Genomic DNA, 18,853 nt, shown 5'->3' on the forward strand with positions numbered 1-18,853 from the left:
CAAGCAATGTCATGGGCGCTCTCTCTGCCCACAGAATCCCTGAAAGATTCAAGCGCACGTCACGTGCTGTTGTGCCTTGCCAACTACGCCGGTTCGAACGGTGCTGGCGCCTTTCCATCCGCCTCTACGTTGGCTCAAGACACCGGGCTGTCTGAGCGCACCGTGCGCTACAAGTTGGACGATCTGGAGAAGTCCGGTTTGATCCAGAAGGGCAATCAGGCCATTGCCGCCGTGCATATCGACCGTCACGACCGCCGGCCAGTCGTTTACGACCTTCAACTATTGCGGGGTGCAAATCCTGCACCCCGTACAAAACGGGGTGCAGATGGCGCCGCGGGGTGCAACTCACAACAGAACGGGGTGCAGCCTACGACAGAACGGGGTGCAGCCACTGCACCCAATACATCAATTATCCATCAAGTAACCGGAGAGCAGCAGCGCGAGATTTCCGAAGTTATCGCCGAGCAGGATCGTCAGGCCCTCGCCGCCGATGATCGCCAACGCTTCGCCATGTTCACCACCTGGGCGCCAAGTGATAAGGCGTTGGCTGATCAACTCACCATCGCTGGCTTTCCTGACGACTCGGTCACTGTCGAACTTCTCGCAGGGTTCAAGGGTTTCTTCGTAGCCAAGCCTTCCACCGTCGACAGCGCTGCTGGCTGGTGCTTCCGCTTGGTCGCCTGGGTCAAACGTGAGCGCGTCAAGGCAGCAGGAACCGCATCGAGTGCCGCTGCGGATGAGTACGACGACGAAAACACCGAATGGATGAATGGGGGGGCGAAATGAGAGCAGTTTCCACGGTAGCGGCACAGGCAGTGACCAAGGTTCGCCACGGCGAATTCATCGACGCGACCACCGAAGTTTCGGTGCAGGCCCAGCAGGATCAGGCCCACGAAACCGGCAAGGTGATCAACCAGCTGTTCCGCCAGCTGCGTTCGATCCGCACCGCATGGCGTCAGGCTTGGCCGGACGCGAAGGCCTACAAGGAATCGAAAGCCACCTGGTTACAAGCGTTCATCGAAAACGGCATCTGCACCCAGGAGCAGATTGCTATCGGCCTGATCCGCTGCCGCGCCGAACCTTCCGATTTCATCCCGAGCGTCGGCAAGTTCATTCAAGGTTGCGTGCCTACGCCGGAAATGCTCAACCCACCTCTGCCGAACGTGGAGACGGCATACAAACAGGCCCTGCGTAACTGCCACCCAACGATGCACGGCGTTGCGAAGTGGTTTCACCCGGCCGTCTACCACGCAACCGCCGCTGCTGGGTTTAACAGCCTGCCACTGCTTAGCCGAGAGCTGGGTTTGATCAGCTTCGAGAAGCGGTATTTGGAACAGGTTCGCAAAGTTTGGATGGGCGAGCAGCTCGGCCCAGTTCCGGTAGCTGAGTTGGCTGCACCGGCTGCTGAACGTACCCCCGAGGTTGGCAATCAAGCGTTGGCCGCTCTCCGTGCAATGCGCTCGGGAGGTGTTGCCCGTGTCTGATTCCCGACTTGCGCCGACCAATCCCGCCGAGTACCGCTTTGCCGTGCACAGCTGCGGCTACAAGTGGGACCTCACCGACAAACCCGATCGCGCGGTCGCGCTGTTCGAGCACCAATCGATTGCCGAGAAATTCGGCAACCTGATGTGGCCGAGCACCTTTGAAGTGATCGACCGATTTACCGGAGAAAAAGTATGACCCCCGCCAAACCTAGGCTGTTTAACCAGAAGGCCATCCGCGCCAAGTCAGTCGACCGTGAAGGGCAGGAGCAGGCCGCGTTGATGACAGAGCTGCGAATCCGTATGCCAGATGTAGCCGACCTGATTTATCACGTCCCCAACGGCGGTCACCGGCACGTACTTGTGGCGATGAAGCTGAAAGAGCAGGGCGTGGTCGCCGGTATTCCCGATCTGGTGCTGACCATGGCTCGCGGTGGCTACTTCGGCTTGTACATCGAGTTCAAGGCCACGCCGCCGAACGATGCCCCGATCTCACCGAGTCAGCACGAACGCATTCGCAAGCTCAATGACCAGGGGTATCTGGCGGTGGTGTGTCGCGGACACTTCGACGCGATGGAGCAGATCCGCGCGTACCTTCGCATGCCACCTACCGTGGTGGCAGCATGAGTAGCGCCGCGGTCAAGATCACTGATGCCGAGATCAAGCGACAGGCTGTCGGTGACGTGCGGGATCTGCGCGACATCGAGAACCGTGGCCTCTACCTGCGTTTCACCCGAGCCCGAACCCGGGCTTCGTGGTACCTGGTGCGCAAGGGGAAATGGAACCTCGTCGGCAGCTTCCCAGACCTCAATGCCAAGCAGGTCGTAGCAGCACTGCCGGCGATTCGTCTGCGGCTCGATGCCGGTGCCGGTTCAAACCTTTCGAAGTGGGTCCTAGCCGGTGAGCTGCTGGACTGGTACGCCGACCGGATGGCCCGGGATCGTAGCCTGTCGAGCAAGCGCAAAAAGACCGGCGCATCGCTGATCAAGTGCCACCTAAAGCCGCTCCTAGGTGCCGTGCCGCTGGCCTCAATTGACAAGGCCACCCTGGACGATCAGTTCATGTGGCCTGCGCAGGAGGCCATCGGCATTGACTACGTGCGCTCCGCGTTCCAGCTGCTTGCCTTGGCATTCCGCCAGGCGTTCAAGCTTCGGCTGATCTCGGCCAACCCGATGAAGGACGTCAAGTTCAGCGACTTCTCCAAGGCCAAGGTGGGTGTGAAGCCGTCACGGTTGCGGGTCACCCAGCTTCAGGACCTGATTATCCTGCTGCGGGATGCCATGACCAGCACGCCTGCTGACGCCATGCTCGCCCTGATGATGCTGTGCCACGGCACCCGCATTGGTGAGACCCGGCAGACCCAGTGGTCGCATATCAGCCTTTCTGAGCGGGAGTGGTTCATTCCGGCCGAGAACACCAAGACCGGCGTCGAGCACCATTTGCCGCTGACCGACCAGGTACGGCAGATGCTAATCGGTTATCGCGAAACCCAGCGGGCGAACGGCTACGACGGTCAGTTCCTGTTTCCATCCCGTAATGGCAAGGCATTGAGCGAAGGTCAGGCGTGCGCTGTATTCACGCGCCTGGGTCAGGGCGAGTGGACCAGTCACGACCTGCGGAAGGTGGCCCGTACCGGCTGGGCAGACATCGGCATCGACCATCTGATTGGTGAGCTCCTGATCAACCACGCCATGGGGCACAACGTGAAGGTGTACATCCAGTCCGATGTGATGAGTCGCAAGCGTGATGCCTTAACACAGTGGCACCACTTGCTAGACAGTCGCGGCTTCAAACGTATTCACGGATTGACCGGCGTTAGATCGGGAGATTCTGGTAATGCGCTGGAAGCCACGGAACACAAGGCTTTCGAGGCTATTCAAGAAACAACCATAGGCGAGGTTTAAAACGATGAAAAAACAGCATGGCCCCGCCTTTAGCGCTGATCAGCTCGACCTGGCTCAGTGCTCAATCTGCCGGGGCAAGGCGGTTGTGAAGGGCGTCTTTCACGAATTGGCCTGCGTCCAGTGCAACGCCTCCGGCTGGGTGTCGGCAGATACCGGCGATGCGCTGCCGCTGGAGGTGCTGGTAACCCAGCTGAGCATCCGGCTCCAGGCCGCCGAACACCAAGTTGAACTATTGAAGCGCGAGCCGCAGATGTCTGATCCGGCTTCGCAGTACGAACGGAATAACCGCCGCGGCGCCGGCGGCACCAACTTCACCGGGGATTGAGGGGAAACCATGGGCATCTATAAAGACGTAATGGGCACACTGGTTCGAGTACTGGCCGCCGACAACATCGACAACAGCACCAAGCAGTCGTGGCAGAGGCTGATCGACGCTGGCCTTCGCCAAGGTGGTACCGGCAGTTCGCTGTCCGTGCGCGACAAGTTCGACTATGACTGCTGCCTCTATGCGCTGCTGCACCGTCAGCTGGAACCGGCCCAGTGGGATGTGCTGGTCGCCAAGTACTCGACACACAAGGCCAACAAAGTTGCCGCCATCGGCCGCCTGGTGGCCCGCATGGTTTCCCCAGCGCCACAACTGTTCATCTACAAGGCGCTCACTGCCTGGGCCATCCCCAAGCTGAAGGGTGTCCAGACCGGCAAGCGCTCCACCGACATGATCGTGCTACCGGCCGAGTTTTACGACATGAACACCTGGGATGTAGAGGGCAAGCCAGAGTCAACGCGCCGTCGCTGGAAGACTGGCATTGCCAAGCGCCTTGAGTCGTTGGAAGAGGCCGCAGTAATCCGTACGACAGAGATATTCGACCGGGAAGAAATCTTTATTGATGCTGCTTGACGTAGTGGCGGAATGATCGTAATTTGACCCCATCATGTCGATCTTGCGCGTTATGAGAGACGACTTACAAAGCCCAGCCATCTGCTGGGCTTTTTCGTTTCTGAAGCGATTGGGAAGAAATATCGCGAGCTGGTCGGTTTTTAGACGGGCTGCTAGGTTCATTGGTAGGGATACGGCATACTGATGGCTCAGTGCTACCGCATGCTGGGATTGCAGATGCTAGATAAAATTGGACACATCAAAAACCCATTAACCGTGATTGCTATGTTTGCAGGTATAGCAGAAGTAAGTGGAACGGTAGTTTTGCCGTTTCTTGATGTGAGCATTCAAGGTAGGTATGTTTGGTTTTTAATGAGTTTTCCATGTTTTTTGGTTGCTTTGTTTTTTCTTATGCTTTGGAAAAAACATCATGTGCTTTATGCTCCTTCTGACTTTAAGGAGGATAAGAGCTTCATGGATGCTAATTTTAATCGGCATGGTGAGTTCTTGTCTGTCGATGTGAGCACTCTCTATCCAGATATGAGCGCTATACCAGTCTCAGATAAAAATGAAGCAGGTGCTCAGAATGATGAGCAAGTTGTAGAGGCGCCTCTACGTGAAGAGCCAAGTCAAGAGCTGCCTAAGGAGCCAGTTGATAAAGTAATTGATTCAGTGGGAGAGACGACCTCTCCCGTTGAGGCACGGCAATCCAAGGTGTCTCCCAGAAAAACTCTGGGGGATATCATTAAGGAAGATTTCTCTAGAAAAAGCAAAGTGGTCCGGGACCTTGCGTATCTTTTAGGTGGCCGGTTCGAAATAAATGTTGAGCCTAAACAGTTGCCAAATATTAGGTTTGATGCAGTTATTGAGTCATCCAGTATATGTGTTGTTAGTTTTGTAGAAGTATCTGCTGATAGGCCAGCTTTTATAGATGAGGTGGAAGATAAGTTTGCAGATGCTAAAAAATTCTGGGACACCTTGAATGATGAGGATAAGTCTAGGTTTGTGTTTCATTTGGCTTTGATGTTTGGACCTTCTAGTAAGACAGTAAATGCTGTATCAATGAAGGATGTTGTTGCCTCAAGAACAAGGTTGCCATTTAAGACGGAGGTTGCTTTGTATGAGTATGACGAGGCAAGAATGACTAAGTACGTTGTAGTAGGTTAGCGCTAGGTGACAGGGTCTATATATTTTGCCTTTTTCACGGTTAAAGATTCATAAAAGTCGAAACAATTATTTTAATGTTGAATCGTAGCCCGCCTTTGAGCGGGCTTTTTTTTTCTGCTCCCCGCAAGGGAGGATGCCGGATGTCACATATGCCAGAGAAGAACCCAGAGACCTGGCTCATTGTCATGGCCTGGCTCAGCCAGCACGCCCCAATGTTCTATGCCGCTGCGCTGTCGTGCTGGATCGCCTTCTTGCGTGTCATCTACGGTGGAGGCGGCCGGCGACAGGCCCTGCTTGAGTCGTGCCTGTGTGGCGCGATCACCGCCGGGGCATTCCCGCTGCTTGAATACTTCAACCTCCCATCGAGCCTTGCAGCTGCCGTCGGCGCATGTATCGGCACCCTCGGCGTGAAGAAGGTTGCCGCCTTGGCTGACCGATTTACCGACTTCAAATTGCCCAAGCGGCAGGAGTGACCCATGCAACTGATCGACAACTGGAAACAAGCGCTGAGCATGACCAGCGTTCAGGCGGGCGGCGCTATTGCTGTGTTGGGTATCGCTGAGCAGCTGATGCCGCAACTGCAACCCGTGCTGCCACCGGTGGCCTATGGCGTGCTGGGCTTCCTGGTGATGGTTGCTCGGGTGATCCTTCAGCCGAAGTTGGCCAAATGAGCAGCGTCACTCGGTTACATCACGCATTGCCACTGAGCCCAGCCATCAACAAGGCCATCGCTGATCTGGATAGCGTCATCGCCAAAGCGGTCGACACAGCCAAGAATGCCGGCTTACCTCAGGGTTTGGTCGTATCTCTCTTGCACGGGCACGCCCAAGTACAGACCAACATCATGGTGAGCTGAACTGTTCAATGCTCTGGATTGATCTGTCAGTACCAGCTACTTTGAGATTTCACGCAAGGAGTTCGGACATGGCAGATAAATATGTTGGGAGAATAGTTGGGGTTGGCACGGATAACGTGGAGTACGTGATTAACATTTATCAGGACGAGACCATTGAGCGCTCGTCACACGGCATGGTTCGACATGAAGGCCTGAAACATTTCGAAATGCAATCTGGTGGTGACGTGAAAAAGATTTCTGAGACTGAGTACGAGATTGTGGCTACGGGAGTGAGGGTGACCGTGCGTGATGCTCAAAGCTAAGAAAGTCGGTTTGTCATGTGAGCACTTGAATGAGAGTGCCGCAAGGTAGGTCGAAGCAATCTCCCGTTCGCCACCATATGAAAACAAGTGTGGCCAAAGGGGATCGGCTCTGAGGATTCGCCTAAACCTTTGCCTCAAACCACTACGTTAATCCTTAACCTGCGGGGAATGAATCAGTTTTCCGTCATAGCTCTGACTCCTTCGTTGAATTAATCCCCGCCAGTATCCGTAGCCACGCCACCATTTCAAACATCTGAGTACACCCATGACAACCAAGCAACCTCACTGGGAGGCAATGAACGAGCCTGCCGGGTCGGTCAAGCTGACGGTCTCCTACACGGTCGCTGGCTCTCGGGCGAGGAATTAGGGGGACGAGTGATGACTTGTAGTGGATGCGTTGCCCGGCGTGACTGGACCAAGAAATGGTTGAGGGTTGGATATGAACGAGCAACTGAACTATTTAACAAACCAGCTGAGCCAGATGCTGACCGAGCAGAAGAAGCAGACAGCACTCCTCGAGCAGATGGTGAAACAACAGGGTCTACTGATCCAAGCGCTGGCAGAGGACCAGACTGAGCAAGACCCCGACGCGATGCCGTTGACCTACATGGATGGCTCGCCATGCCGCTAAGGCCGAAGAAGCCGTGCAATGCTCAAGGCTGCAACGCACTCACCCGCAACCCTCGCTATTGCGATGACCATGCTCGCCTACTGAAGAGCGCGGCCCGAGCCAAGCCAAGGGAGAGCAGCACCAAGCGCCACTACAACTACAAGTGGCAACAAGCCCGTGCTGGGTTCCTTGCCAAGTACCCGCTGTGTCGTCATTGCTCTGCTCGTGGCCTGGTGGTCGTGGCTACCGATGTCGATCACATCGTTCCGCACAAGAGCGACATGGCTCTGTTCTGGGACAAGACCAACTGGCAGAGCCTGTGCGGCCCGTGCCACTCGGCCAAGACGGCGGCCGAGGATGGTGGGTTTGGCAATGTGCGGCGCTGAAATGCAAAAAATCCTCAAAAAAACAGAAAAAATCAGCCGAAAATGACGGTTTCAGGGCTTGGGGAGGGGGAGGGTCGAAAGTCTAGACCTTTTGGCTTCTAGACCGCGCCCTCAATCGTTTTCTTACACCCGCGAAATTAAAAATTCAGGAGTTGCGCGATGGGAGGCACCGCCACGGTCGCCGGCCGTGGTCGCAAACCCAAGCCGACGGCGCAGAAAAAACTTGCTGGGAACCCCGGAAAGCGGGCGCTCAACAATGATGAGCCCCAGTTCACGACCGTCAGAAATATTGATCCGCCGGAGTGGTTGAGCGATCGCGCCGCCACCATGTGGAAGATGCTTATCCCTGAATTACTTCGGGAAAAAGTTGTTGCGCTGACCGATCTGCACAACGTCGAGGCGTTCTGCACCGCCTATGACAAGTGGCGAATGTCCGAAGAAGCCGTCCAGAAGTTCGGCATTGTTGTCGAGTCTTCCCAGGGCAGCCCGATGAAGAACCCTGCACTCACCGCAGCGAATGAATCCATGCGCCAGTTGGTCACCTTCGGCTCGCTGCTGGGACTCGACCCAGCCAGCCGGACGCGAATCATCGGCGGTAACAAGCAATCATCCACCAACGAATTCGCCAAACTACTGAGTTCCTGATGACCAAAGCTCTGCACGCCAATGTCGATAAGGCGATGGCGTGGGGCCGTTCCGTGCTGCGCGGCAAGGTGCCGGCGTGCCGATACATTCATCAGGCAGTGCAACGGCATTTCGACGATTTGGCCGCCAGCCGCAAACGCGGCTTTCGTTTCAAGTTCGATCCAGTCAAAGCCGAGAAAAAGCTCAAGCTGATCCAGCTGTTGCCGCACACCAAGGGTGAGTGGGCGTTCAAGCGTCAGCTCATCACCCTGGAGCCATGGCAGCTTTTCGGCCTGGCCGTTACCTTCGGCTGGGTGAAGAAGAAGGGCGGGCACCGCCGGTTCCGAGAGAGCTACTGGGAAGTGCCCCGCAAGAACGGTAAATCCGTTGTCGCCGGCGGCGTGGGCATCAGTATGTTCGTTGCTGACGGCGAGTTCGGCGCCGAGGTGTACTCAGGTGCGACTACCGAGAAACAAGCATGGGAGGTTTTCCGTCCCGCGAAACTGATGGTCAGCAAGTCACCGCATCTCATCGAGGCAGCCGGCATCGAGGTCAACGCCTCAAACATGAACATCCCGTCCGACTTCAGTCGCTTTGAGCCTCTGATCGGCAACCCGGGCGACGGTGCATCCCCCAGCTGCGCGATCGTCGACGAATACCACGAACACCCGACGTCAGCCCAGTACGACACCATGCTGACCGGCATGGGTGCACGTCGCCAGCCGCTGATGTTCATCATCACCACCGCCGGCGCCGACATTGAAGGCCCGTGCTACGACAAGCGTCGCCAGGTCATTGAGATGCTGGAGGGCACCGTCCCTGACGACGAATTGTTCGGTTGGATTTGGACGCTTGACGACGGCGACGATTGGACCGACCCGAACATGCTGGCAAAGGCCAACCCGAACCACGGGGTTTCGGTATTCCAGGATTACTTGGAAAGCCAGCAGGCGAGGGCGATCCGATCAGCCCGCTTCACCAACACGTTTAAAACGAAGCACCTCAACCTCTGGGTGAGCGCGAAATCCGGTTTCTTCAACATGGAAGACTGGAAATCTTGCGAAGACACCACGCTTACCCTGGAACAGTTCGAGGGGCAGGAGTGGATCGCGGGCTTCGACTTGGCGCGCAAGCTGGACATGAACTCCCGGGCGCGCCTGTTCTGGCGTGTGATCGATGGAAAAACGCACTACTACAGTGTCGGGCCAAAGTTCTGGGTTCCCTACGACACCGCATACAACAGCGACAACAAGCGTATGTCCGAACGGTTCCAGGCCTGGATCAACTCCAAGCATCTGGAAATCACCGACGGCGCCGAGATTGATTACCGCGAGATCCTCGAAGACACCAAAGAAGCCAATCACCAGGCCCCAGTGCGGGAGAGCCCGATCGACCCGCACGGCGCGACTGGCCTTAGCCACGACCTCGACGACGAAGGCTTCAATCCGATCACCATCACTCAGAACTACACCAACATGTCCGACGCCATGAAGGAGTTGGAGGCGGCGATCTCCTCATTTCGCGGTAACTCGATGACACCCTCTCTTCCGGGTACGTCGGGCGGAACGAGCATTTTTCTGCGTGCCAACCAAGTAGTATCGGCTGGCGCCTCTCGGTCCACTTTAGGCAGCTATAACCTCGAGTTTGTAAACATCGTGGGCGGAGCACATACCTCGTGGCGCATCCTGTGTATGCGAACCAAGACTGGTGCCAAGACCAAAATTTTCGACATCACCAACGGCATCAGCTTGGAAGGCACCGATATTACACAGCGTCCGTTGGTCGACGCGCTTTTCCGAATCGGAGGCGCGACCGTCGATTACAGCGGCGAATCCGATATTTCCGCAGCAGCAATCTACTCTGCCTATCTGACGGATTCGGAGATCAATGAGGTGGCAGCGGTGATGCGCAAGCGCATGACGCGCTTAGGGATTGCTGTGTAACTAGCAACTATCATAGCGCTTGGCGTGTTCAGGGTTTTTAGCGATGAAGGTAGTAGCGAGATGCGTGGGAGGATATACTATGTGTGATGCTTCATAAGTTTTAATTTTATATGCGGGGGTAAAAAGTTGACGGTGTTAACGAAGATAGGACATTATCAGGACGATAAAGGCAATGTGATTCTCTCGTCTAGCACTTTCAACTCTGGCATTAAGGTTGTTTTTAAGGGCAATAACAACAAGCTGGAAATCCATCGAGAAGCAGTTCCTAGTAATGTGGTGGTTTTATTTGATTGCGATAATGGTACTTGTATTATAGGAAAAAATCACTTTAGCGGAACTATTCGTGTCGGTCTTGATTGTAATGTAAAGATTGGCGCGGGAGTGACCTGTACGTCCCCTGCGTATATTTCAACTGCCGAGCGATCAAGTGTTAGCATTGGTAATGACGTTATGATTGCCGGAGCAGTAGAAATAAGGTCTGATGACGGGCATCCTATATTTGATGTGGTTAGTCGGAAAAGAATAAATTTTCCGAAAGATATTGTCGTCAAAAATCACGTTTGGCTTGGTGCATCCTCAAAGATTTTAGGTGGGACAGTTCTTAAAGAGGGCTGTGTTGTTGGGATAGGTAGTATTGTTAAAGGGCGGTTTCCAAACAATTGCGTAGTTGCGGGGGTACCTGCAAAGGTGGTTCGCAGAAATATTGCTTGGGAGCGGCCGCATCTTACCTTGGCACCACCTTTTTATAAGGAGGACCCTGATGCTATCCCATTAACACCGTATTGGAATTTAACGGTGGATGATGACCCTGAGAGTGACGCTGGATAGATCCAGTAGCTATGCGATGTGGCATGCGGCGCCATGATTGCCGCTTGATTTATTTTATGGGGTGTATGGCGTGGATGAGAAAGAGTTGGTGAGTGCTATTTCGCAAGCATTTCCTATACTTGCTGGACTTAGCTATGGGCAGATTTTTCTCGTAGCCATAGTTTTTGCTATTATCGCGTTTGTAGCTCCTTACCTTGCTAGCAAAGCGCAGAATACTGCAAGCAAAGAGGACATTCAGGAGTTAACAAGGCTGGTGGAGGCAGTCAAGGCAGAGATGCAAAAGGACTGGATGATTGCTGAAACGAAATTTAAGCTGAAGCACGAAGCTTTATTGGGTTCTTTGGTCGTGCTTGATGGGTATTTCAGCAGCGTGTTGGTTGAATTTGGAAAGCCTCCTGCAGCAAAACAATATTCATCAATAAACGATGTCCGGCAATGTCACAGCAAGTTGTTGCTTACGTGTGATTCCGCTGAGCTGGTGAACACATTTGTAAGTCTTATGTTTCCTTGCGAAAATGACACAACATCACCAACGGTAAAATTGAATCACTACCGGAGGCTGGTGAGGAAAGAGCTTGGTTTTGGAGATGGCTTTAATTTTTCTGAAGATTGTGCTTTTGTGTCAACGATAAGTTTTGAAAAGATATAGTTTATTTGAATTTGTTTAAGCCCGCCAAGTGCGGGTTTTTTTACGCCTGGAGAAAAGTAATGACTCAAACAGAAAGCGACCGCGACATCCTCGCCCGAACGCTATGGGGCGAGGCCCGCGGCGAATCTTTGGCCGGCCAGATCGCCGTAGCCTGGACGATCCGCAACCGCGTGAACGATGGCAAAGCCAAATCCTGGTGGGGCGAGGGCTATGCCGGCGTTTGCCAGAAGCCGTACCAGTTCAGCTGCTGGAACAAGAACGACCCGAACTTCGCCTGCCTGAGTGGCGCCAAGCCGATTCCATTCCGCGAGCTGGCTCAGGCGCGGATCGCTGCTGACCAGGTGATCGATGACAAGGTGGCAGATCCTACCGATGGCGCCACGCACTATTACGCGACCACCATGTCCAAGCCGCCGACGTGGACCAACAGGGCCAAGCAGACGTTTAAGCTCGGTCACCACGTCTTCTTTAAGGATGTGCCGTAGAAGGTCATGCTGTACCTTTTATTGATAGCGCTCGAACCTGCTTTTCAAGCTGATCATTAATGAAGGTGAGGCGTTGAATCTCGCCCAGCTGTACCGTGGTTTCAGCTTCACGGTTTGCCAGCCAGGTGCGAGCTTTCGTCAGGTCCGCCGATAGCTGGTCGTTCACTTCAACGAGGCCCGTAATATTTTCCTTCGCTGCACGGAGTTCCCGTTTCAACGCCTGAAGGTCCTCTTCCAGCATGCTTGCGTAATGCTTTACGGTTTCCAGCCTGGTCGGGCTGCCGAGCCAGTCACTGGTGTCTTCGATTTCGTAGGAGTCCATGCTCAGGCCTTGCGCGTGCTGTTTATATATACAGTAATCGAGGCGAGACATTTCCGCGAGAGTGAGGCGACGGGGAGTGGTTTTCGGGTGGCAGAACGCCGGAGAGGTCTGGGCCAATTCTTGGGCCAATTTTTCGGGGAAGGGCGGAGTAATGCGGGGAACCTTTGGGAATCTACGCTTGAATTCAAAGGCTGATTCCCCGCTCAACCCCATGTTGACGTCATAATTAAATGTCGCGCCCTTCATGAGCAGGGTCCTGAAATGCAAAGCCCCGAAGGTTCGCGGCCCCGGGACTTCTATTTTCGCCTGCATCCCTTAATGCCTGGCAAACGTGGCGGCGAGAATACCAGCGTGATTCACTACTGCGATAGGGGGATTGTGTTCGATCAGCGGAAACGCCGTGAAGGGGGAAATGCCGTCTAAAACTACCTCGACCTTGCTCGGTTTCATTGGCCCGAAAGGCGCCTATGTCGGGTTAGCGTTTTAGACAATCGACAATACATACCGTTGAAACGCAGGGCCTGTAGGTCATTCCCAATAGTACTGCTGCATTAGTGGCGTGTCGGTCCGTTGCGGATAGCTAGACTATTCAGAAAATCCAGGGTCGATCCAATGCGAACGAAACTGATCATTGCTGCACTTGGGCTGTTTGCTGCTACAGGGGTCTTGGCAGAACCGAGAAAAATTGAGGCAGTACCTTTCTGCATGATAGGCAGCGAATCGTTGAATATCAGAACGGTTTTAGAGATGGTGGAAACGCCTAAGGGAACACGAGCTAATGACTCTCCTCATGCTTATAGGGAGTATTGGGTCATCGATTGCGCGATGGATACCGGCCGCTGTGTGGCGTCAGAGCTTGATCTCGATTCTGTGGATGCGGGTAAACCTATTGACACTTTTAGTTTGTCTCAGGCTAACGAAATGAGGCTTGCTTCTGTGGCAGGAGAAATTGCAACCATAGTTTTGGGAAGAAAAACGTTCACGTTAGATATGCCCAAGCAGCTAGTGACTGTCAGGTTTTCTAACGAAGAATCGGACACCGTCGGTTCTGGTCCTTGCGCGCCCTGACCTATCTGCCGTGAGAGGGTTACTACTGTAGGAATATACAACGCTAAGTTATTGATTCTTATAGGGTGAAGTGGCGGTTTTGAATCCCATGAAAATCACCTATTTTCCCTTACGAATCAATTGGTTGTGTCGGTTTCGGGGTCACCTTGACATGGTGGGGGTCGTTGGTTCGAGTCCAATCGCGCCTACCAAACAAAATCCGCTCTGCTGGGCGGTCTAGAAGGGCTCACCGAAAGGTGAGCCCTTTTTTGTGCTTTGGATTTCTAGCAGAACGTTTACAAAATATAGGGTTCGTTCACACTGGGCAATGTGAATGCCTATAAGACCTGTCCTGAGCTGGGATTCTTCTTGTTGCAGGGGAAGTTGTGTTGTCGAGAGGTTTTGGTGAGCGTGGGAAGTAAGGGTTCGAATCCCTATCCCTTCGTCATTATTCTAAAAATCCTGTAATTCAATGGGTTACGGGGCTTTTTATTTTCAGATTTGTACTGCTCAATTGTACTGCTCATCGCATCCCGCCTTTTGTCACTCCAATCTAATCCCTTCGCCGTCCCGTTTTCTTCGTTTCGCTCGCAAATCCCTCGATAGCTATCACTAGTCAGTTCGCACCCGTAGACATCACGCACATGGGTCCACTTGATCTTGTGAAAAGGTGAATCATGTCGCCCACAGGGTGAATTAAGTTACTCTTGCCTCTAGGCCGCGTCTCGTGTGTCTTTACTACGTTAGCTCAAATCGCTCTAATGCATAATCCTTGCCTGCCAAGGTAAGTGAAAAAGTGGTGGAGCCAAACGTACCTCGTGTCGCACTTCGCTTCACAAGGCGTTTAGCTTCGAGTTGCTTTAGGCCGGCTTCAACTTCCTGCGTGCTGAGTGAGACAAGTTTGCAAACCGAGTCTAAATTTGCAATTTTTCTGAAGTTTGCATGATAGGCTAAAGCTTCCATCAGTAGCGTTTGGTTATCTGTCAGTTGTGGAAACTGAGGGTTGTTTTTTTTGTAAACTTTTCGCTCTATCTCATGTAACTCGCCGTAAGCTCCGTCAGTGGTGCGGGTGTAGTAAATCGCTACAGACAGAGTGCTGATTAAAGCCGCGATAATCATCAGTAGCGACCAATTCGGCATCGGCGTTTCCAGCAAAAGCCAATCCCAAACACGTAGCAGCCAGCTCTTGGTATCTGCCAGCAATGTCAGGTCGAAGTAAGTGTCGAGCAGCTTTGTGACAGCCCAAACGACAAGGAAGCCTCCGGCCGAGTAGGCCATAGCCTTGAAAGTGATCGGGGATCGCTTGCCTTCTGCTGCCATGCTGCTCGTCTCTAGTGTAGGAAACAGGTGTTATCAGCATAGCAGTGGAAAAGTGGCACCCTGGCATTGGCACGGATGGGGGAGGGATTGTTACAGGTAGGAGGGTGTAGTGGATCAGGTACAGCGACACCAGCGGTGAACGCAGACACTCACCGACAACCTGCTCAGCCGGAGCTTTTGGAGCCGCTGCAGTATGCCTGCCTGTCGGCCGCCTGGTTCTGGGCCGCCAAGGGGCTGAACACCTCGGCCGATGCCGACAAATTCATCGCTCGGCGAATCAACGGTGGGGTCAATGGCCATCCGGATCGGCTGAAGTTGTCGGCGAAGGACTCGGCGGCGCCGGCGTGATCTCGCTGTCGCGGCCCGGCTGCTGGTGGCATGCCAGTCGTACGTGCAGGAGTTAAATTGACAGGATTTTCGGGCGAATATGTGTAGTCTTCGTCATCTCGCAGGTGGCTATACCAGCCATACAGCGCTACCCCAAGGGTGACAACGATCATGGCTATGAGGATAAAGATTAGATAACGCATCGTACTCGGCTGCCTTTAGTGGTGCGAGTGTGGGGTTGAGATGCGTCCTTGCTGGTGAGTGATTTAAGCCAGCTAGGCAAACTGCTGTCTGTAGGGGCGCGCCCTATATGACGGGTTTTTTCCCTTAGAAGAGGCTAGGGCCTCCCGCTAATGGTGGCCGTTAAAACTGATTCACTCGGGCGCCATGAGCACCGCGAGCGTCATCTTGAAGAGCGCGAGTTCGTTTTCGATCATCTGGAGCAGCAAGGAGGGGGGCAGGTATGAATTTGGCACGCACTAATTCTCCGTGGACGAAGAAAGCGTATTAGTCGAAAAAATGATTTGGATGGAGTGGTGTTCGGTCGGCAGGACGCCGGACGAGGGGACTTGAACTGTCTGTTTTTCAGGTGATTTCCAAGCGTTAAAAGGCGATACCTAATTTTACGCCATACTCATCCCTGGTTTGTTTGTCGAAGGCGGTCGCTGCAAATTGCCCATCCAGGTCATAATTGAACCGGTTGAAGTATAGTGATGCTACAACCGGAATCGATTCGTGCGGATTAAACAGGAAACTCAGCTCAATAAAAGGATTGGTGCTGTTTTTTAGATCCAGAGTCTCGCTACTGACCCCATGGAGTTTTAGTTGCGCATCACCATTTATTCCCTTTCGAATTCCCGCTTCAATACGCACGATTGTAGTGCTGAATTGATGATTGTAGCCTGCAGTTGCTTTAGCGAAAGAAGTGCGGTTGGTGAGATCAATGTTGTATTTGTTAGAGTCAGGTTCAAATCGATTCCATTTGTATCCACCGCCCAGCAAAAAATCTATAAAATTGCGTGAATTCAAAGCAATCCTCCAGCCAAGATCCAAGTCAGCTTGGCCGTCCTTTACTTTTTGATCTTGTTTTTCAGAGTATTGCCCACTGATTTCTGCATGACAAACAAAGCCGGCCTGGGCCGTCATTTTGTTACCGTAGTTGAGAAATAGTCCTCCTTCCGGCATGTGCTCGGTGTTGGAGCTTCTGTGTCCGGAGAATTCGAGTACGCTGTAGCTTCCCAGTAAGCCAAATGCAAAAATCGGATCTGTAAGAGTAGCAGCGCTAGAAGTTGTTGGTGCGATTCCCGCAAGAAGGGTGGTGACCGCTGCAGTAAAATTCCTTCTGTTCATAGAAACTCTCCATCAGAACACTATTGGTCCAGAGTGGGCCGATACATACAACGATAGCCGTTTTCTAGTGTTGAACCAGTTATTGGGAGGGGGTGGTGTATTTTTCGCTTCGGGACTTCTATTTTCGCCTCCATCTCTTAATGTCTGGCGAACCTGGTGGCGAGATTTCCAGCGATGCTTTAGTGGTTCACTACTGCGTAAGGTGAATTGTGTTTGGTCGGCAGAGAGCCGGAGGTGGGATTTTCTGCGGGAAATGCTTCCCCAAAATGCAACCGTTTCGACCAATGTTTATTGGTTTCTAAAGGGTCGCAAAAGGCGATGGCTCTTGTGGCTGCTTTGCTGAATCTCACCAGTGAATCATTGAACAGACTCACGGTCATATCGGCGACCTTTGTCTTTAGGACGTTCAAATGAAGCGTGCAGTAATAATGTTCATGGCTATTTCAGGCTCTCTCCTGTTGGGCGGCTGCGGGCCTCACTGGGACGATGGAGAAAGGTACGGGCGTGATCGGGGTTATGATCATGGTCGAGGGTATGACCGAGGTTATGACGATGATCGAGGGCATTACCGCAGATATGATCGTCGCGACAATGATCAGGGGTATGAACGAAATCGCGATCGTGATCGTGACGATAGGGACGACTAACCCGCTCTGATCTCCATGATGTGTTTCCCTTTGGTCGATCCCGCTACACCCTGCCACTCTTACTTTTCAAAATGGCTTCAGTAGCACGGGTAGTTCACGATTCGGGCGTAAGATAGCGGTGTTACCTCACCAAAAGGAGCCGCATATGATCGCCGATCAAATGAACAAGCAGGCATCTGAAAGCAGGGCTGTTTGGGATCAGTATTTCTGTGCTGCGTTGATTGCGGAAAGCAATCTGACGGCACCGGTCGTAGGAGGGGCTACTCACGAAGACAGGCAGAACCTGTTGATTGAAAGAGCCAAGGCCCTCGCCGACAAGATGATGGAAAACAGAAAATAACCAGAGCCCAGCCGTCGCGCTGGGCTCGTCACATCTGGCGACCTCAATGACGGGCAATGTGGGTGTTCTGAATCAGGCAATCAGGTCTGCTGATTTGGCGTGCGATGGCTTGGCGCAGCTATAAATTTCCAAAGAACCATAAAAATAGTGTGGATATTTAAAGAGTTACGATTTTTATTAACCAAATAGTGAGAGAAAATATATTGTTACAAGTGATCTGTTGGGATATTATCGCCCCGCGTTCACCACCACGGTTTATGCATTTTTAAGTCCCAAGCTTCCATCAGCTGCTTGGGATTTTTTTTGCCTGAAATTTGTCCTGAGTCCTTCGAGCGCCAGTGCCGTCCATCGCCGGTAGTCATACATGCGCGAGCGCTTGTTGCCGATCCATTTACTCGATTCCTATCAAGGCGCCGCCCGCTCAAATCGGGTAGATCCCGCGTTTTTGGGCTATTACTGACTGGCCATACTCAAACTCGGTCTGATGGGAGTCTATCGATGCTGGTTCATTGGTGTCTTGCGGCAATTCACTTGCTGGCTTTTGCGTTGGGCTTCTGGGCGGTTTTGACCCGAGGCACGGCATTCAGCCGACTGGCGGCCGGGACGGGGGAGGCTCGTCGCGTGCTGGTGGCCGATAATCTGTGGGGGATTAGCGCAGCCATCCTCCTGGTCACCGGTGGGCTGCGGGCCTTTGGTGGGTACGAAAAAGGTACCGATTACTACCTTCACCAGCCACTGTTCCATCTCAAGATGACGCTCTTCATACTGATTCTGCTGCTTGAGGTCGCTCCAATGGTGGCGCTGATCAAGTGGCGAATTGCGCTTGGCCGTGGCTCGGCAATTGATACCAGGCACGTAAAACTGTTTGCCCGCTTCAGTCATGTCGAGGCATTGCTGGTGTTGCTGATGGTCATAGCGGCGACCGGCATGGCACGTGGTGTGACCTTTGGTTAGCCGGTTGCGGTATATCCTTCCTCGGGGTAAATCAGAAATGTCTGACAGCTATGGCCTGGGGCATGCCGGTACTATCAGCTGCATGTTTTGGCGAGAGAGGGTAATGAGTAAACGGCGGGCAATACGGCGCTCGAATCTTTAGCCAGCCGATGTTCTGGGCGAACGGGCTGGCTACTGACTGCAACGGGATTCAGGGAGTTTGCGGCTTGTCCGGCGCGGTGAGGCCAGCCTGAATGCGCTGATAGATTTCTTCACGATGCACTGCAACGTCTTTCGGGGCGTTGATGCCAATCCTGACTTGCTGGCCGCTCACGCCCAGGATAGTGATCGTAATATCGTCACCGATGTTTATGCTTTCACCGACTTTGCGGGTGAGTATCAGCATGGTCTTCTCCTTGATTGCTTTGTAGGGCACCTGATTTGAACAGTGCAGA

The 18,853-nt window shown here is 53.3% G+C and carries 28 protein-coding genes; 24 read left to right on the forward strand and 4 right to left on the reverse strand.

Annotated elements, in window-relative coordinates:
- The first annotated feature begins 6 nt into the window (after nt 1–6).
- The 19 genes from KGB06_RS01835 (at nt 7) to KGB06_RS01925 (ending at nt 12,112) form a co-directional block, all read left to right on the forward strand.
- Nucleotides 7–786: a helix-turn-helix domain-containing protein gene (locus KGB06_RS01835; RefSeq protein ID WP_223511640.1), complete on the forward strand. Its 780-nt coding sequence runs from the start codon at nt 7–9 to the stop codon at nt 784–786.
- Complete coding sequence (locus tag KGB06_RS01840; protein ID WP_223511476.1) at nt 783–1,484, forward strand: replication protein P; 702 nt, start codon at nt 783–785, stop codon at nt 1,482–1,484. Before KGB06_RS01835 ends, KGB06_RS01840 begins: the two co-directional genes overlap by 4 nt.
- Nucleotides 1,477–1,680 (forward strand): hypothetical protein, encoded by a 204-nt coding sequence (locus KGB06_RS01845; protein ID WP_223511477.1) that lies wholly within the window; start codon nt 1,477–1,479, stop codon nt 1,678–1,680. Before KGB06_RS01840 ends, KGB06_RS01845 begins: the two co-directional genes overlap by 8 nt.
- On the forward strand, nt 1,677–2,108 hold the full coding sequence (locus KGB06_RS01850; protein ID WP_223511478.1) for a VRR-NUC domain-containing protein: 432 nt from the start codon (nt 1,677–1,679) through the stop codon (nt 2,106–2,108). Before KGB06_RS01845 ends, KGB06_RS01850 begins: the two co-directional genes overlap by 4 nt.
- Nucleotides 2,105–3,385: a tyrosine-type recombinase/integrase gene (locus KGB06_RS01855; protein ID WP_223511479.1), complete on the forward strand. Its 1,281-nt coding sequence runs from the start codon at nt 2,105–2,107 to the stop codon at nt 3,383–3,385. Before KGB06_RS01850 ends, KGB06_RS01855 begins: the two co-directional genes overlap by 4 nt.
- Before the next feature lie 4 nt (nt 3,386–3,389).
- A complete protein-coding gene (locus KGB06_RS01860) occupies nt 3,390–3,710 on the forward strand; it encodes a hypothetical protein (RefSeq protein WP_223511480.1) in 321 nt (106 codons plus the stop codon).
- A 9-nt stretch (nt 3,711–3,719) separates the two neighbouring features.
- Complete coding sequence (locus KGB06_RS01865; protein WP_223511481.1) at nt 3,720–4,283, forward strand: hypothetical protein; 564 nt, start codon at nt 3,720–3,722, stop codon at nt 4,281–4,283.
- Nucleotides 4,284–4,466: 183 nt separating this feature from the next.
- Entirely contained in the window at nt 4,467–5,429 is a 963-nt protein-coding gene (locus tag KGB06_RS01870; protein WP_223511483.1) for a hypothetical protein, read from the forward strand.
- A 140-nt stretch (nt 5,430–5,569) separates the two neighbouring features.
- A complete protein-coding gene (locus KGB06_RS01875) occupies nt 5,570–5,902 on the forward strand; it encodes a phage holin, lambda family (RefSeq protein ID WP_223511484.1) in 333 nt (110 codons plus the stop codon).
- Nucleotides 5,903–5,905: 3 nt separating this feature from the next.
- Complete coding sequence (locus tag KGB06_RS01880; protein WP_223511486.1) at nt 5,906–6,100, forward strand: hypothetical protein; 195 nt, start codon at nt 5,906–5,908, stop codon at nt 6,098–6,100.
- Entirely contained in the window at nt 6,097–6,285 is a 189-nt protein-coding gene (locus KGB06_RS01885; protein ID WP_223511488.1) for a hypothetical protein, read from the forward strand. Before KGB06_RS01880 ends, KGB06_RS01885 begins: the two co-directional genes overlap by 4 nt.
- 68 nt (nt 6,286–6,353) lie before the next feature.
- A complete protein-coding gene (locus KGB06_RS01890) occupies nt 6,354–6,587 on the forward strand; it encodes a hypothetical protein (RefSeq protein WP_223511490.1) in 234 nt (77 codons plus the stop codon).
- A gap of 439 nt (nt 6,588–7,026) precedes the next feature.
- On the forward strand, nt 7,027–7,218 hold the full coding sequence (locus KGB06_RS01895; RefSeq protein WP_223511491.1) for a hypothetical protein: 192 nt from the start codon (nt 7,027–7,029) through the stop codon (nt 7,216–7,218).
- The gene (locus KGB06_RS01900) at nt 7,209–7,583 is read left to right on the forward strand and encodes an HNH endonuclease signature motif containing protein (RefSeq protein WP_223511493.1); all 375 of its coding nucleotides are present in this window, start codon (nt 7,209–7,211) and stop codon (nt 7,581–7,583) included. Before KGB06_RS01895 ends, KGB06_RS01900 begins: the two co-directional genes overlap by 10 nt.
- A 159-nt stretch (nt 7,584–7,742) precedes the next feature.
- Entirely contained in the window at nt 7,743–8,228 is a 486-nt protein-coding gene (locus KGB06_RS01905; protein WP_223511495.1) for a phage terminase small subunit P27 family, read from the forward strand.
- Nucleotides 8,228–10,150 carry a terminase large subunit gene (locus KGB06_RS01910; protein ID WP_263288130.1) on the forward strand — a complete coding sequence of 641 codons (1,923 nt, stop codon included), beginning with the start codon at nt 8,228–8,230 and terminating at the stop codon, nt 10,148–10,150. Before KGB06_RS01905 ends, KGB06_RS01910 begins: the two co-directional genes overlap by 1 nt.
- Before the next feature lie 126 nt (nt 10,151–10,276).
- Nucleotides 10,277–10,978 (forward strand): acyltransferase, encoded by a 702-nt coding sequence (locus KGB06_RS01915; RefSeq protein WP_223511497.1) that lies wholly within the window; start codon nt 10,277–10,279, stop codon nt 10,976–10,978.
- 37 nt (nt 10,979–11,015) lie between these two features.
- Nucleotides 11,016–11,627: a hypothetical protein gene (locus KGB06_RS01920; RefSeq protein WP_223511499.1), complete on the forward strand. Its 612-nt coding sequence runs from the start codon at nt 11,016–11,018 to the stop codon at nt 11,625–11,627.
- A 59-nt stretch (nt 11,628–11,686) separates the two neighbouring features.
- Entirely contained in the window at nt 11,687–12,112 is a 426-nt protein-coding gene (locus KGB06_RS01925; protein ID WP_223511501.1) for a cell wall hydrolase, read from the forward strand.
- A 4-nt stretch (nt 12,113–12,116) separates the two neighbouring features.
- On the opposite strand, the gene KGB06_RS01930 is transcribed toward KGB06_RS01925, so the two are convergent.
- Nucleotides 12,117–12,680: a hypothetical protein gene (locus tag KGB06_RS01930; protein ID WP_223511503.1), complete on the reverse strand. Its 564-nt coding sequence runs from the start codon at nt 12,678–12,680 to the stop codon at nt 12,117–12,119.
- Nucleotides 12,681–13,046: 366 nt separating this feature from the next.
- Here KGB06_RS01930 and KGB06_RS01935 point away from each other — a divergent pair, with 366 nt between their 5' ends.
- A complete protein-coding gene (locus KGB06_RS01935; RefSeq protein ID WP_223511505.1) occupies nt 13,047–13,502 on the forward strand; it encodes a hypothetical protein in 456 nt (151 codons plus the stop codon).
- Nucleotides 13,503–14,219: 717 nt separating this feature from the next.
- On the opposite strand, the gene KGB06_RS01940 is transcribed toward KGB06_RS01935, so the two are convergent.
- Nucleotides 14,220–14,801, reverse strand: a complete 582-nt coding sequence (locus tag KGB06_RS01940; protein ID WP_223511507.1) for a hypothetical protein — start codon at nt 14,799–14,801, stop codon at nt 14,220–14,222.
- A gap of 177 nt (nt 14,802–14,978) precedes the next feature.
- Between KGB06_RS01940 and KGB06_RS01945 the strand changes: the two genes are divergently transcribed.
- Nucleotides 14,979–15,149 carry a hypothetical protein gene (locus KGB06_RS01945; RefSeq protein ID WP_223511508.1) on the forward strand — a complete coding sequence of 57 codons (171 nt, stop codon included), beginning with the start codon at nt 14,979–14,981 and terminating at the stop codon, nt 15,147–15,149.
- A 582-nt stretch (nt 15,150–15,731) separates the two neighbouring features.
- On the opposite strand, the gene KGB06_RS01950 is transcribed toward KGB06_RS01945, so the two are convergent.
- Nucleotides 15,732–16,478 carry a hypothetical protein gene (locus KGB06_RS01950; protein ID WP_223511510.1) on the reverse strand — a complete coding sequence of 249 codons (747 nt, stop codon included), beginning with the start codon at nt 16,476–16,478 and terminating at the stop codon, nt 15,732–15,734.
- A 486-nt stretch (nt 16,479–16,964) separates the two neighbouring features.
- Here KGB06_RS01950 and KGB06_RS01955 point away from each other — a divergent pair, with 486 nt between their 5' ends.
- From KGB06_RS01955 to KGB06_RS01965, 3 genes are all read left to right on the forward strand, one after another.
- Complete coding sequence (locus tag KGB06_RS01955) at nt 16,965–17,135, forward strand: hypothetical protein (RefSeq protein WP_223511512.1); 171 nt, start codon at nt 16,965–16,967, stop codon at nt 17,133–17,135.
- Between the two features lie 135 nt (nt 17,136–17,270).
- Nucleotides 17,271–17,465 (forward strand): hypothetical protein, encoded by a 195-nt coding sequence (locus tag KGB06_RS01960; protein WP_223511514.1) that lies wholly within the window; start codon nt 17,271–17,273, stop codon nt 17,463–17,465.
- Nucleotides 17,466–17,963: 498 nt separating this feature from the next.
- On the forward strand, nt 17,964–18,419 hold the full coding sequence (locus tag KGB06_RS01965; protein WP_223511515.1) for a DUF2214 family protein: 456 nt from the start codon (nt 17,964–17,966) through the stop codon (nt 18,417–18,419).
- Nucleotides 18,420–18,609: 190 nt separating this feature from the next.
- Here the strand turns inward: KGB06_RS01965 and csrA are convergent, their stop codons facing one another.
- Nucleotides 18,610–18,804, reverse strand: a complete 195-nt coding sequence (gene csrA, locus KGB06_RS01970; protein WP_007938114.1) for a carbon storage regulator CsrA — start codon at nt 18,802–18,804, stop codon at nt 18,610–18,612.
- Nucleotides 18,805–18,853 lie beyond the last annotated feature (49 nt).

The sequence above is a fragment of the Pseudomonas sp. GL-B-19 genome, from assembly GCF_019956415.1.
Lineage (GTDB): Bacteria > Pseudomonadota > Gammaproteobacteria > Pseudomonadales > Pseudomonadaceae > Aquipseudomonas.